Annotated in this window: 12 protein-coding genes; 5 read left to right on the plus strand and 7 right to left on the minus strand. The window is 63.8% G+C overall.

Features of this window, described 5'->3' with window-relative positions; genetic code table 11:
- Positions 1–177: 177 nt before the first annotated feature.
- Complete coding sequence (locus tag JMV54_RS09795; RefSeq protein WP_201518735.1) at positions 178–726, plus strand: hypothetical protein; 549 nt, start codon at positions 178–180, stop codon at positions 724–726.
- 443 nt (positions 727–1169) lie between these two features.
- On the opposite strand, the gene JMV54_RS09800 is transcribed toward JMV54_RS09795, so the two are convergent.
- Entirely contained in the window at positions 1170–1538 is a 369-nt protein-coding gene (locus JMV54_RS09800) for a DsrE family protein (RefSeq protein WP_201518736.1), read from the minus strand.
- A 67-nt stretch (positions 1539–1605) separates the two neighbouring features.
- On the opposite strand from JMV54_RS09800, the gene JMV54_RS09805 reads away from it, so the two are divergent.
- Positions 1606–2301 carry an SDR family oxidoreductase gene (locus JMV54_RS09805; protein WP_201518737.1) on the plus strand — a complete coding sequence of 232 codons (696 nt, stop codon included), beginning with the start codon at positions 1606–1608 and terminating at the stop codon, positions 2299–2301.
- A 59-nt stretch (positions 2302–2360) separates the two neighbouring features.
- Here JMV54_RS09805 and JMV54_RS09810 read toward each other — a convergent pair whose 3' ends face one another.
- The 5 genes from JMV54_RS09810 to JMV54_RS09830 all read right to left on the minus strand — a co-directional run bounded on the left by JMV54_RS09810 (position 2361) and on the right by JMV54_RS09830 (position 7960).
- Positions 2361–3551 carry a hypothetical protein gene (locus tag JMV54_RS09810; protein WP_201518738.1) on the minus strand — a complete coding sequence of 397 codons (1191 nt, stop codon included), beginning with the start codon at positions 3549–3551 and terminating at the stop codon, positions 2361–2363.
- A gap of 36 nt (positions 3552–3587) precedes the next feature.
- On the minus strand, positions 3588–4814 hold the full coding sequence (locus JMV54_RS09815; protein WP_201518739.1) for a CHAT domain-containing protein: 1227 nt from the start codon (positions 4812–4814) through the stop codon (positions 3588–3590).
- A gap of 110 nt (positions 4815–4924) precedes the next feature.
- Positions 4925–5470: a lipoprotein LpqH gene (locus tag JMV54_RS09820; RefSeq protein WP_201518740.1), complete on the minus strand. Its 546-nt coding sequence runs from the start codon at positions 5468–5470 to the stop codon at positions 4925–4927.
- A gap of 104 nt (positions 5471–5574) precedes the next feature.
- Positions 5575–6636, minus strand: a complete 1062-nt coding sequence (locus tag JMV54_RS09825) for a hypothetical protein (RefSeq protein WP_201518741.1) — start codon at positions 6634–6636, stop codon at positions 5575–5577.
- A complete protein-coding gene (locus JMV54_RS09830) occupies positions 6617–7960 on the minus strand; it encodes a hypothetical protein (protein WP_201518742.1) in 1344 nt (447 codons plus the stop codon). The genes JMV54_RS09825 and JMV54_RS09830 overlap by 20 nt, the downstream gene beginning before the upstream one ends.
- 90 nt (positions 7961–8050) lie before the next feature.
- On the opposite strand from JMV54_RS09830, the gene JMV54_RS09835 reads away from it, so the two are divergent.
- Positions 8051–9592, plus strand: coding sequence for a tetratricopeptide repeat protein (locus JMV54_RS09835; protein WP_201518743.1), 1542 nt, complete (start codon positions 8051–8053; stop codon positions 9590–9592).
- Between the two features lie 9 nt (positions 9593–9601).
- Here JMV54_RS09835 and JMV54_RS09840 read toward each other — a convergent pair whose 3' ends face one another.
- The gene (locus tag JMV54_RS09840) at positions 9602–10735 is read right to left on the minus strand and encodes a hypothetical protein (RefSeq protein ID WP_201518744.1); all 1134 of its coding nucleotides are present in this window, start codon (positions 10733–10735) and stop codon (positions 9602–9604) included.
- A 166-nt stretch (positions 10736–10901) separates the two neighbouring features.
- Between JMV54_RS09840 and JMV54_RS09845 the strand changes: the two genes are divergently transcribed.
- Both JMV54_RS09845 and fabG read left to right on the plus strand, forming a co-directional pair.
- Positions 10902–11279 (plus strand): DUF3592 domain-containing protein, encoded by a 378-nt coding sequence (locus tag JMV54_RS09845; RefSeq protein ID WP_201518745.1) that lies wholly within the window; start codon positions 10902–10904, stop codon positions 11277–11279.
- Between the two features lie 113 nt (positions 11280–11392).
- The gene (gene fabG, locus JMV54_RS09850; RefSeq protein ID WP_201518746.1) at positions 11393–12154 is read left to right on the plus strand and encodes a 3-oxoacyl-ACP reductase FabG; all 762 of its coding nucleotides are present in this window, start codon (positions 11393–11395) and stop codon (positions 12152–12154) included.
- Positions 12155–12229: the final 75 nt, after the last annotated feature.

A 12229-nucleotide genomic window follows, 5' to 3' on the forward strand; every position in this document is an offset into this window, starting at 1 on the left:
GTAGGAGCTGGCGGAGCTGCAGCAGCCGTGCAAACGTCTGCGCGCACCGTTCACGCCGGGCACTAACCTGCCAACGCGGCGCTCCCGTTTACCTGCTTGGCGGAGTCTTAGGTTAGCGGCAGAACACAGGGTCTCGGCCAGGCACCCGCTGCCGACCACGTCGAAAGGCAATCACACATGAACACTTCCGTAACGTTGCTGCCCAACATCGGAGCAGAGTTCCGTGCACCGCTCGGCAACGGAACAATCCGATTTGGTGATGACCGGTCAGCGGTCTGTGCGGTACTTGGCGACCCTGAGCCACAGGTTGAGGAACACCGCCTGACGTTCGCTGATGCATCAGTACAGGTGCATCTCGGACGCACGGGGGTTGAGTTCATTGAGTTTCACACGAATCCGCATAGCAACGGCGTCGAAGTAGAGCTCAACGGCAAGAACCTGTCCCAACTGGGCGTGGCTGACTGCACCGAATACCTGCGGGCTTGCAACAAGCTCGCACCCGTTGACGACAGTGAAGCTCCCGCTGCGTGGGTTTTTAAAGGCATCGGCCTTACCGTCTGGCAACCGTACGCGTTTGAGGATGCACAAGAAGACCTCAACCACGCTACTCAGGCTGGCCAGATCGACCCAGAAGAGCTGCAATATTTGCAAGACGAAGTCGCCCGCGCAGCTCACTTTGAGTCAATTGGCATCGGCTCACCCGAGTATATGGAGAACTACTTCTAGGCTGGCCCGTTTCTAGGCTGACCCACTATTGCGCCCAGCCCTGCAGCCCAGCGCCAGCCGCCAACCCCGCGCCAACCCCGCGCCAGCCCTGCGCCAGCCGGCCCAGCAGCAACAGCATCCGGCCCACCTGCCTGCCCGTCTGTCTGCGGATTTTTGTTTCCTGCGATCAGAATTTTGGCTGCAAAAACGGCTTTGAGAGCCGGAAACAGGCCTGAAACCGCGGTTTTGCAGCCAGGAAACAAATCTCCTTCCTGAATTGAAGTCAGGAAACAATTTTCCTTACGCAGGAGCGGAGGTGTCCCAGCCGGGCGGATGCAGTCCAAGCGGGGCAGCCGGAGCAGAGCGAGGGCAGCCGGAGCGGGGGCAGCCGGGCGGAGGCAGCCCACACCGGGCAGAGGTCCCTACCCGAACACCGCCGCCGGCGCGATGAACAGGGCGTGCAGCTACGGCCGCACGTACGCCCAGCCCTCGAACTGCCGCTGCGCGCACAGCGCGGTCGCGGTGGGCGCGAGCTTGATGTCACTGATCAGGTCATCCTTGGCGATCTCGCGAGCACGCACCGCGAGCGCACACAGGTAGATGTGCACATTCGAGTTATCGGCGAGGGCGTTTTCAAGCTCACTCGATCCGGCGTATGAATGGGTCGCACCGGTCACGCATCCGCCCTGCGCCACGATGTTCACCTGCACATCGTCGCCGAGCACCTTGATGGCGTTGGCACCCGACTGGTACGCGCCGAACAACCGCGCCGGATCATCCGAGTTGATGTGGATCACAATGCCGCGAGTGGCGCCTGCTACCGATTCAGTCATATGCACCATCCTACGCCCGCCGCACCTATCCAGCAGCCGCAAATCTCAGCAGCCTAGGCTGAGCATCATGTCGAAACCCGTCGCACTTGTCACCGGCGCCAGCAGCGGCATCGGCCGCGCGATTGTGGCCGAACTCACCGCCACGCACGAGATCATCGGCCTGGGGCGCGACACCGAACGGCTCGAAAACTGCGGCGCCAACACCACACTTTCTGCCGACCTCAGCGATGCCGCGGTATTTGCCGAGGGCGGGTCGGTCTGCGAGCTCGTGTCGCAGCTGCCGCGATTGGATGCGCTGGTGCATTCGGCCGCGGTGGGCACGCCCGGCTGGTTCGCCGACACCGACACCGCCGAGTGGCAGCGCCAACTGGCCACCAATGTGATCGCGCCGGCGGCACTCACGCGCCTGGCGCTGCCGCTGTTGCGCGCATCCAAGGGCACCGTGGTGTTCATCGGCTCGGGAGTTTCAATTCGTCCCGCGCGACAAATGTCGGTGTATGTCGCCACCAAGCACGCGCTCAAGGGCATGGCCGATTCGCTGCGGCTCGAGGTTGAACCGGATGCGATTCGGGTGGCGACAATCTTGCCCGGCCAGGTGGCCACCCCGATGCAGGTGGAGTTACAGGACGGCATCGGCGGCGAATACACACCCGATCGCTATATCCAGCCGGCCACGGTTGCGAGCGCGGTGCGTTTCGCGGTGGATGCGCCACCAGAGGTGCAGATCAGCGATCTTGCGATTCGCCCGCGCGCGGTGCGGTAGCAGCACACCGCCCATCAGCCTGCGGCACGGTAGCAACCAGGCAAAACCGCAGCCAGAGGTTAGCGACCGATCGGTTTCCCAGCCATCGTGTAGCTGAGATTGCAGTTCTCCCCGGTCGTGAGGTTTCCGCGGTATTCGAACTGCAGTTGATCGTTCTTGACCGAAATCAGCACCTGTTGAAAATCGAGGTCGGCCGGGTAGTCACGTTTACAAACCTCGCGCGCGTCGCTCACGACCTTGGGCAGGTTCTCCCAGCGCACATCGTCGATGCCGAAGGTGGTGCCGTCACTCAACTCGTTGTAGTTGGTGATGGTCATCTCGGTCCACGGTTCGAAGGTGCCGGGTAGGAACGCGCTATCGCGACTGGTTCGCCAATCCTCAACTTTTCCGGCACGCTCGCTTGGCACATCAGCGCTGAGATTGTTGTCATTCAAGTACACCGCATAGAATTTGTCGCTGCCCGACCGGTCAAGAATGTCCTGTGCCCCCGCTCGAGCAATCACCGAAGATTCATACACGGTCGTGCTCAGCTCGCCCCGCTGCACGCGGTCAATCGTGTTGGCGATCGATCCCTGGCAGAGGAGTGCCATGATCGCGATCCCCGCGATGGCACCTACCCACAGCATGGGCCGCCTCAGCGGATGCGGTTTCGCTGCTTCCGGCACCTCCATCGACCGCCAGGACTTGCGCTTGACACCCGCCACCTTTGGCCCGTGGTAGGGAGCCGCATCGCCGTCGACATAGTCGCGTCGAACGGCCTCCCAAGCCTTCGGTTTGCGGTCGCTCTCGGGAATTGCTGCTGCATCCAGCTTGCCAGCATGGATCACACCGCCAGTCTCGGTATTCACCAGCTGCGCGCGAAACGCCATGCCACGCTGCCACACCCCGGCGTCCGTGATCGGGTCGAGTCTCTGATCGAACTGTGTGCGATACGGCGGCAGATCGGGCGGAAACACCGTCGCGGTAATTCGATAGTTCCCGCGACCATCGTCTTCGGAATCGATGCGTTTCAGGCTATTCACGACGGCCGGGGCCACGAGCCGCTGTTCCCTGATCATTCGGTATCGAACCAGGTCTTGGCCCCGCTGGGCGAGTGCCGCCAACCCGACAATCGCGGCGACCCCAGCAACAAAACCAATGCCGCCCATCAGCGCAGGGTCCCACTGCCCTTCGGCGATGGCAACCAGAGCGTAAGTGAGTGCAGCAGTACTCAAGCAGGACAGAATCAGCACGAGAATGATGCCAAGCATGCGGCTACCTCTCACAATCTTTCTTGTTGTTTGCGATCAACACTGGCTGTCTGGCTCGGGGCCAGACAGGTCAAAACGGCGAGCGACGCCGCCTCCTCGGGTATAGGTAACCACTGATGCCCAAACCAGCGGTGAATCGCCACTATCGCCATGGGTATCCCAGGCCAGCAGCCGCTCGCGCTGCCAATCGCCCAGCGCAGTCACCGGATCACGGCTGTCGTGCGCGAGGTCTACCGCCAGCACGAGTTCGCGCAGGGGCTGACGGTCACTGGATGCACCGGCAAACAACGCCATCGCAGCGTTGGTTGGCAGCCGCCAGGAAGTTGCGGTGACGAGGTCAGCACCGCAGCTCAATGCCGCGAGCGTGAGCCCCATCGGCTCGAGGTCGCGCAGGTCACTCGCCGAGCCGCAGGCGATCAGTGCGCATCGCGCTGGGAATTGCCAGGCATCCCGCACGAGTTGCGCCGCGGTGACCGGCACGTGCGGCCCGGCACCGGCGAGATGGAGCGCCGCACCGGCGCCAGCATCCGCGTTTTCGCTGTTCGTGGCGTGACCTACATACAAGAACCGGGCCGCATCCGCCAGCTGCTCGCGCAACCAGCGCTCGTCAAGGTCTCGACGGCGCACCAGTTCCAAGTAGTTCTTGGCTTCGGGCCGCAACCGCACGCCGTGGCGCAGTAGCGCGGCGAGGGCGTCGTCTTGCTGCGGTCGGCCCAGCACTGAGCCGAGCGCCGAAGTTGGGGATGCGCCGGGCACCCGAGGATCGATAACGGCCACCACCGAGTCACCCCGATGGTTGATCGGTCGAGCTGAGGCGGCAAGGGATGCGGGTGGCGCAAACTCGAGGTCGGCCAGCTCGAGTAGCGGCTCGCGTTCAGGGCCGATTCGCAGCAGTGGCCAGGGCACCCGCGCGGTGCTCGGTGAAACCTGGATGCGCAGCCGCGGCCGTGTGCCCCGCTCGCGTTCTGTGCGGAGCGCCCCCGCGATCTCGGCTGGGATGAGGCTGTCGCCGAGTCCGCCACCGAGCTGAAACGCGGTCTGGGGTTGCGCGAGCCAACCGGTGGTGAGTGCCCGCTCCAGTGCCGCGTCGCCGCTCTCGTCTGCCTGCGGTTCGGGCAGGCATTGTGTGAGGGCAGTCTGCACCTGTTCGAGGTATTGCGCATCAAGCTTGGCTGCTTCTGCTTGCGCCGGCACATCCTGCCAACGCCACGCCGAATACAGGGTGCCCGTCTCGGCGTATTTCAGCAGCAGCGTTCGCGCCATGCCGGAATCCTCTCAAACAAAAGTGTCTTGCTACTGGAACTGGTGAGGGGCCCGCAGCACTTGCTCGGCCCCACACCTCCCCGTTCCCGTGGCTTTGCGCAGCCGGCCCGCTACGGGCAGGTGATGCTGAACTCGAATTCGGTCTCGGCCATCGAGGTCGGGTCGCTCATGTTTGCGGCCACGCCCTTACCGGTGATCGTGTAGGTGTTGCCGTCAACCTTCACCTCAGCCGAGCCCATCCCAGCACCTTCGGCATAGGCGATCGCGTTGCCCTCCGAGTCGACGACTCCCACTGAGACGACGGTCGGGTTGTCCTTGCCGCTCAGCACGGCGCCGAGACCATCAGCGGTGGTCGCCGAGCCGCTGCCCGAGACGACGCCGAGTGCGTACTGGCCGCCCTGTTCTTGGCAGGCCACCACGGGGTCGTCGATGGTGATGTCGGTTCCCGAAACCTTGAGCGAGTACGAGCCGCCCGTCGAGCCCGAGCCGCTTGCTTCACCGCCGTCAGCTGCGGTGTCGGCGGAGGTGTCGGCCTGCGCGGTGTTTGCGGCTGCCTCGTCAGTGTCGGCGGCATTGTCGCCGGTCGCGCAGCCGGTAAGCGTGGCGATGCCGAGGAGTGCAACTGCGGTGAGCGAGAAAGTGGTCTTGCGGAACATTTTGGAGCTTCCCTTTCGTTGTTCAGAACCCCCGTTGAGTTCTGTTGCACTCAAGGTATGGCCCGGGTTTCCCTACCAATCACGAGTTTGACCGCAAGAAGTTTCTAGAAGTCTTCGGCGGCAGCTTGACGCTCAGCGGTAAGGGTGAGTTCGTCGTCTTGCACGAGCCGTGAGCGCGCATGGTCGCGCACCCGCTGGCGCAGCGCGGCATCTTCGTCGCCCTTGCCTACGGCACCCACCCGGATGCGCAGCTCGGCCCAGTCTTGGACCCAGATTTCCGCGGCACTCAAGTGCAGCGGCAGGTCGGCCCCGCCGCGGGCATCCAGGGTGCCGAGCACTTCCCCCGTGAGGTTAGTGCCGAGCTGCGCGGCCACCGGGATGCCGGTGGGATCGGCTCCAGGAAGGAGGTCGACAAGCACGTGCAGCACCGGATCGGGGCGCGCATCCACCGACCAGTGAATCGCCGATTCGCTGGCGTCGAATATGCCGGCGGGTACCCGCTGCCATTCCAAGGCTGCAGCCCCACTGGCAAGGACGTTGGCAGCCGTTTCTGCTTCAGCCGATGCCGCGAGCGCATAGTCAGCCCGCCGGCGCATCGCGGGTGCCGCCGCGGGGAACTCCCATTCGAGCGCCGCGAAGAGCCGCTCACCCAGCGTGCGCACCGACTCCTCGTCATCGTTGAGCAACTGGGCAAATTCGTCGCGCGAGTGCGCCGCCAGCGCGATCTCGCGTTCACTGTCGAGTGCGTCACCGGCAAGTTCATCGAGGTCAATGCTCAGCGTCACGATTTCAGCGGCAAGCACCGCATCATCGAGTGGGGCGATCCCCTCACGTTCACTTGTCGGCCACCAGGCCCGTGCCCACAGCGCGCGTCCGAGCCGTTGCACTGCTGTGAGGGTCGCGTGATCAGGTGCCACCTCCAGCGATGTTTCGCCGTCGAGCAGCGCCAGGTGGGCAGCTTCACCAAAGAGCTGCCAGAACCAGTCGGCTTCAGCCGCATCCCGCACCGTGATCACCGGCAGCGCGCCGGCCTCGGCAGTCACCGGCCATTCAAGCAGGGCTCCGGGAAGCTCTACGCCCAGTCGTTCAGCTGCACCACCGAGCGGTGCCCCGTCAGCAGCGGCGAACTGCGCGAGGCCATCGAGTTCACGCCGCAACAATTGCATCGTTCAGCTCCTCATCCTCATCCCAGCTGCCGAATTGTTCGAGCGCCCGCCGCATCCGTTGGCGCTGATCGTGCAGGGTCGACCGCACGATGCCTTCCAGCAGGTCAGTGGCTTCATGTTCAAGGTCGAGACCGAGTTCCAACACATCCCGGCCGTGCAGCCGCGTCCACAATCGCCGCAGATAGTGCCGGGCAAAGTCCTGCAGATCGTCGACCACGGGTTCCTGTTCGGGATGCACGCCACGCCCCGAGTGCAGCGCGCGGCGCAGGTAGAGCACATAGGCCTCGTTGCGTGCCCGGGCAATGGTGTGGTGCAGGGCTTGTGGCGCTCCGGCATGCGTGGTCGACTCGAGCGGGCGCACCCAACCGGCCACGAGCATCCCGGCAACGAATGTGGCGGCGAGGTCGGTATCGCGCAGCCCGAAGGCTTCGCAGCTGCGTTCGAGTTCTTCATCGAGCAGCTCGCGATCCACTGGGAACCCGGAGGTCTGCAATCGTCGGATGGCAGCCCGTACGCGGCCCTCAATCGAGCGATCAAGCGCACCGGGATGCTCAACCTCAACCGTCAGCGCGGGTGCGGCGAGCGGTGATGTGCAGGTAACCGATTGCGCAGCCAAGTCGCTCTGGGCGGCGGCTGCGAACCGCTCGACAACCCGCGGCTGCACCCGCAGCGCGCCCCCGAGTTCCGCCGCGAGATGATCGCGCAGCATTGCCCAGCTTCGGCGAGCATCCCGGCTGCGTTCGGGTTCGCTCAGTACCGTTCGCGTTGCCGCAGCCAATTCGGTGAGCTGCTCGTCGGTCAGCGGAGCCGATTGTGCAATCGCCGCGTCCCATTCGCGCTGAAGTTCGGTTTCGAGCCGAGCCACCGTTTCGGAGGCATCGAACGCGGCCCGCAGCAGTTCTGCGTCGCCGCCAAGCGAATGCACCTCGGCGAGCATTTCCCGGCAGTGTTCGGCCGCATCCACCCCTGGCTCGCCAAGCTGCGTGGCAAGTTCGAAGGCGCGGGGAAAGTACAGTTCCTGCGCGTTGCCTGCGGTGATGCGCTGGGCGCGACGCTGCGCCCGCAGCAGGTCGTACCATTGCGATGCCGACTCAAGTCGCTGCTGTGCCGCGGCGAGTAGCTCTCGGAGGCGCGCCATCTGCTCGGCATCGAGCACCGCACTACCAATTTCGGTGTTGATGCGTGGCTGCAACACGAGCGGATCGAGGAGACACTTCAGCGCACGGGCCAGCACTCGCCCCTCACGATTGGTGAAAGCAGGGGCGGCGATTTCGAGCTCGCGCCAGGCCAGGTTGATCGCCACACTGCGGGCGCACCGATCCATGCGTGCCCTCCTCCGCGTCCTCGCACCTGTGGTCGTGACGAAACAGCTTAGTCCAGGGAGTTTTCGTGGCGCTCTGCCAAACTGGTCGGCATGTTGCGCTTTGATGCCGCCGCGAACCGAGCGCGCGAACAGCTCGAACTTGCCGCCACCCAATTGGCGGTGGGAAACCCGGCGTGGCAGACCGCCTTTGCTGGGGCCGTACAGGCTGCCAATAGCTGCACCGACGAGGCGTCCCGCGATGATGCAGCCATTCGCATCCATCAATTCGCACATCATCTTGACCTCAATGGTGGCGATTCCGAAACGGCACTCGCTCGACTCAATGAGGCACTCCTGTTGATCGAGCGACAGCGCCAACGCGGCGACGACACGACGCGGAACAACGACCACCGCTGGTCGGCGCTGACCGCGCGCTGTCGAGTGCATCAGGTGCGCGGAGATCTCGACAGCGCTGCCACCGACGCCGCCGCGGCCCTGCAACTCGCCCCGGAAACCTGCGAACCCGAGCATCGTACCGCCGCCGGGATGCTCTCGCTCGGCGCCATCGAGATACTGCGGGGCAACTATGCGGACTCGGTGCAGCACTATCGGCGAGCGGTGGATGCGAGCCGCGCGGTACCGAGCCTGCTGCCCGAATCGGTGCTCGGGCTGGCGCAGGCACAGGCTCGTCTCGGCCAGCTCGACGAGGCGAGCCTGTCGCTCGACCGATTCGAAGCGCTGCTGGCTAACGCGGGCGAGAACATTGACCTGCGCGCCAAGCTGCTGCAATTGCGCAGCTTTATTGCGAATGCGCAGCAGCGCCGGGTGGGGTCGAGGCTAGCTCCGGCCGCGGCAAGCAGCCAGACTGCTCGTGATGCTCATCGTGAGTACTCCGATCATGTTGCTCGCTTTGGTGCGCATCTCGAGCAGGCGCATCGATCTGCTGCCGCAGCTGCGCGCGGCATGGCGTATCACTCCGAAACCGATCTCCGAGCTGCCCGACGTGAAGCCGAACAGGCGCTGCAACAGAGTGCGGCTGCGGGCGACCAGCCAGGTCAGGCCTATGCCCTGATGCAGCTCGCAGTGATCCAGCAAGACACCGCCAGATTCACGGGTGACAAGCGTCACCACGATGCCGCACTCGCGCGGCTCGAGCAGGCAAGTGAGTTGGCGGTCCGCATCAACCAGCCGCTCTATGCCGCCGGTCTCGATACCGAACATGCGCGCTATATCACCCAGTGGCACGGCACCAACAACTACCTCGAGTTGCCGCTGCTTTCTGCGGCGCTCCGCCGCGCGACTCGGGCAGCTGTCTACCTGCACCTACGCAGTTTCGATGGTTCGCTCGCATCCGAACGGCGTAGCTACGCCGCGCAGTATGCCGCCGATGCGTTCGAGGTTGCCGCGCAGCTTGCGTTCGGCACGGGCAATAAGCGCCTGGTGGCCGAGTTGGTTGAGCTGCGCGCGAGCGGGGCCGTGTTCAGCAGCGGCATCGTCATGCCGACGACACCCAATGCGGCGGAGTTGCTGGCCACGGAGCCGCCGCCGCTGCTGTTTGCCCCGGGTGAGGTTGCACTCGCCTCGGCCCTGGCAGATGCGAGTGCAACCTACGGGATGTCGACAGACGAACGCGCCCCCATCCCCACCTGGTAGCCGACCTCGCTACAGCACGGGCGGGCCCTTTGGCCCCCATTCGACGTCCTCATGTGCGTCTTCGGGAAGCGGATGCGCGCGTCGATACGACACTCGAATCGCGCGCCGGCGACGGAACTCGTATCCTTCCTCGGGTGTGGTGTAGCGCATCGACCAGCGTTGCTCGATACACACCGACTGCTGCTGCCGCATCACCGACAACGCTTCCTCATGCAGGCCCACGAGCGAGAGCCCGTAAGCGAACATGTCCCACAGAGAGATGGCACGAATACCACCCTCGTATTTGCCTGCGAAACGTTCGAATGCGGTCCACACGACATGCACGCCGTGGTCGGTTTGCCACACCGCCTTGTCGGCGTCCGTCGTAGAAAGCTCGCCGAACGTCCACAGCGTGTTCCAGTGCTGATTGAGTGCATAGACGGCCTCAGCAAGCACCGGATGGCCCTCCGGTGCATTCTCGGCAATATACAGGGCGATCTGCGGAAGGATCGTCGTGTCACCCGACCACCGAGCATCCACTTGACGGATGAGGTTGTTCCACCCCATGGGGTTCCACGGGTCAATCGCCTGCCATTTCTTGGCGTGTTCAAGCGAGCTTTCAGTGCCGCCGCCCACAGTTGCGCCGTGGCCGAGGATGTAAGCGAATGGGTCGGTGTAGTTGCTGAGTTTCGCCGACTGCTCCATCAAGTCGCGCGCCCGTTCGTTCCAACTCGCAAAACCAAGTTTGCCGGCATCGGTTACCTGGTCTGCGGTGCCGCTGCCGCGCTCGTCAAAGGCGCAACTCAGAGCAATATTCGAAGCCAGCATGAGGCTCGCAGCGGAGTTATGCCGCAGACAGCGTTCGAGGAGTTCACGTCGGGCCTGCTCCCCAATATCGTCGACGTACCACGTCGCCGCATTCAGCCACATCACTCGTTCCTCGCTGCTGGCGAGTGCCTGATAGAGCGCGTCATAGGCGCCCAGGTCGCCATTGCTCAGTGCCTCGCGCATTGGCGGAGCAATCGATTTCGCGAGGTCCTCGATGCTGACCACTGTCGGTTCTGGCTCGGCCGCGGTGAGCCGATCCATCTCGGCTTCGCGCGCGAGGTACTCGGGTGATTCTTCTGGTTCTTGTTTGCGGTTGCGCCGCCCAAAGAAAGCCATGGTGACTCCTGACTATTGATAATTAAACTGTGACTCATTGCGCGTGAATCTGCCAGGATGCTAAACCGTGAAAGTTGACCTGTGATTGGTAGTGATTTTGGGTCAATATGCTGCCCGCAGTTGCGAGGGTGACGGTACGCCTGAGCACCAAGGAATTGAGGGTTTGATGGACTGGTTGCTGATCGCACTGGGTGTGATGACGGTTGGGATGAGCGCCATTTTCGCGGTGGCGTTCTTCCGGTTCCGGCGGTGGCATCCGACCGTGGGCCGGGTGGTGGCGAACATCGAGGACGAGTCGGGCGACAGGAGCAGGGTCTGGCGCCCCGTATTCAAGCTCGTCGATGAGTTTGGGGCCACACATTTTGCCACGGCGAACTACGCCAAGGCGCCGCCACACGAGATCGGCGATGCGGTTCCGCTGCGCTACAACCCCAACAACTCGTCACAGATTTCCACCGGGCAGGTGTGGGTGTTTGCGGCGGCAGCCGTCGCCTGTCTCATCACTGCTGCCGTGTTGATTCTCATCGGCATTCGGATGGATTAGCAGCAGGCAGGTTCCACCCGCCCCCTCGCAACAGAGTTCGTCCCTCGCCTGCCGACATCTCAAATTGCTACGGTGCAGCCGTCCCCCACGATCAACGAAATCTAGGAGTGACGATGACGGAACTACTTGCTGGACGCACGGCTCTGGTAACCGGAGGCACCACGGGAATCGGCCGTGGCATTGCCGAGGTGCTCGCATCCCACGGTGCTCGGGTCGCCGTTACTGGCGTGACCGAAACCGAGTGCGCCGAGGCCCGAGAAGCTGGATTCGACGCCCGGCTGCTGGACGTCCGCGATAAGGAAGCGTGTCTCCGGGTGGTGAATGAGGTAGTCGCCAACTTCGGTGGTCTCTCGGTTCTCGCTGCGAATGCCGGGGTATACCCGCAGACTCGGCTTGCCGAACTGGATGACGATGAAATTGACTTTATCTTCGATGTCAACGTCAAGGGCACGATGCACATGGTGCAAGCCGCGACTCCGGCACTGCGCGAATCGGGCCGCGGCCGCATCGTGGTGACTTCGTCAATCACCGGCAATTTCACCGGCTATCCGGGATGGTCGCACTACGGTGCCACGAAGGCTGCACAGATGGGGTTCATCCGCTCTGCCGCGATGGAACTGGCGGGCGACAAGATCACGATCAATGCGGTGCTGCCGGGCAATATTGTGACGCCTGGTTTGAAGGCGCTGGGTGACGATTATCTTGCCGAGATGGCGAAAGCAGTACCGCTGGGGATGCTCGGCGAACCGAAGGACATCGGTGAGGCTGTGGCGTTCCTCGCCTCTGATGGTGCCCGCTATGTGACCGGCCAGTCGATTGTGGTGGATGGCGGTCAGATTCTCCCCGAGGGGCCGGACGCGCTGGAAGCGATGTAGCCGCGCGCTCGTGCTGCCCGCGCACCGCGCCCCGCGTGCCCCGCTCTCTCCTCCCCCGCGCGCCCCGCTGCGCAC

Source organism: Gulosibacter hominis, from assembly GCF_904842695.1.
In the GTDB taxonomy this organism is placed as follows: domain Bacteria; phylum Actinomycetota; class Actinomycetes; order Actinomycetales; family Microbacteriaceae; genus Gulosibacter; species Gulosibacter hominis.

Coding starts and splice junctions, on each gene's coding strand:
- JMV54_RS09795 (WP_201518735.1), top strand. CDS start 178: ATGAACACTTCCGTAACGTTGCTGCCCAACATCGGAGCAGAGTTCCGT.
- JMV54_RS09835 (WP_201518743.1), top strand. CDS start 8,051: ATGTTGCGCTTTGATGCCGCCGCGAACCGAGCGCGCGAACAGCTCGAA.
- JMV54_RS09830 (WP_201518742.1), bottom strand. CDS start 7,960: ATGGATCGGTGCGCCCGCAGTGTGGCGATCAACCTGGCCTGGCGCGAG.
- JMV54_RS09805 (WP_201518737.1), top strand. CDS start 1,606: ATGTCGAAACCCGTCGCACTTGTCACCGGCGCCAGCAGCGGCATCGGC.
- JMV54_RS09845 (WP_201518745.1), top strand. CDS start 10,902: ATGGACTGGTTGCTGATCGCACTGGGTGTGATGACGGTTGGGATGAGC.
- fabG (WP_201518746.1), top strand. CDS start 11,393: ATGACGGAACTACTTGCTGGACGCACGGCTCTGGTAACCGGAGGCACC.
- JMV54_RS09815 (WP_201518739.1), bottom strand. CDS start 4,814: ATGGCGCGAACGCTGCTGCTGAAATACGCCGAGACGGGCACCCTGTAT.
- JMV54_RS09810 (WP_201518738.1), bottom strand. CDS start 3,551: ATGCTTGGCATCATTCTCGTGCTGATTCTGTCCTGCTTGAGTACTGCT.
- JMV54_RS09825 (WP_201518741.1), bottom strand. CDS start 6,636: ATGCAATTGTTGCGGCGTGAACTCGATGGCCTCGCGCAGTTCGCCGCT.
- JMV54_RS09800 (WP_201518736.1), bottom strand. CDS start 1,538: ATGACTGAATCGGTAGCAGGCGCCACTCGCGGCATTGTGATCCACATC.
- JMV54_RS09840 (WP_201518744.1), bottom strand. CDS start 10,735: ATGGCTTTCTTTGGGCGGCGCAACCGCAAACAAGAACCAGAAGAATCA.
- JMV54_RS09820 (WP_201518740.1), bottom strand. CDS start 5,470: ATGTTCCGCAAGACCACTTTCTCGCTCACCGCAGTTGCACTCCTCGGC.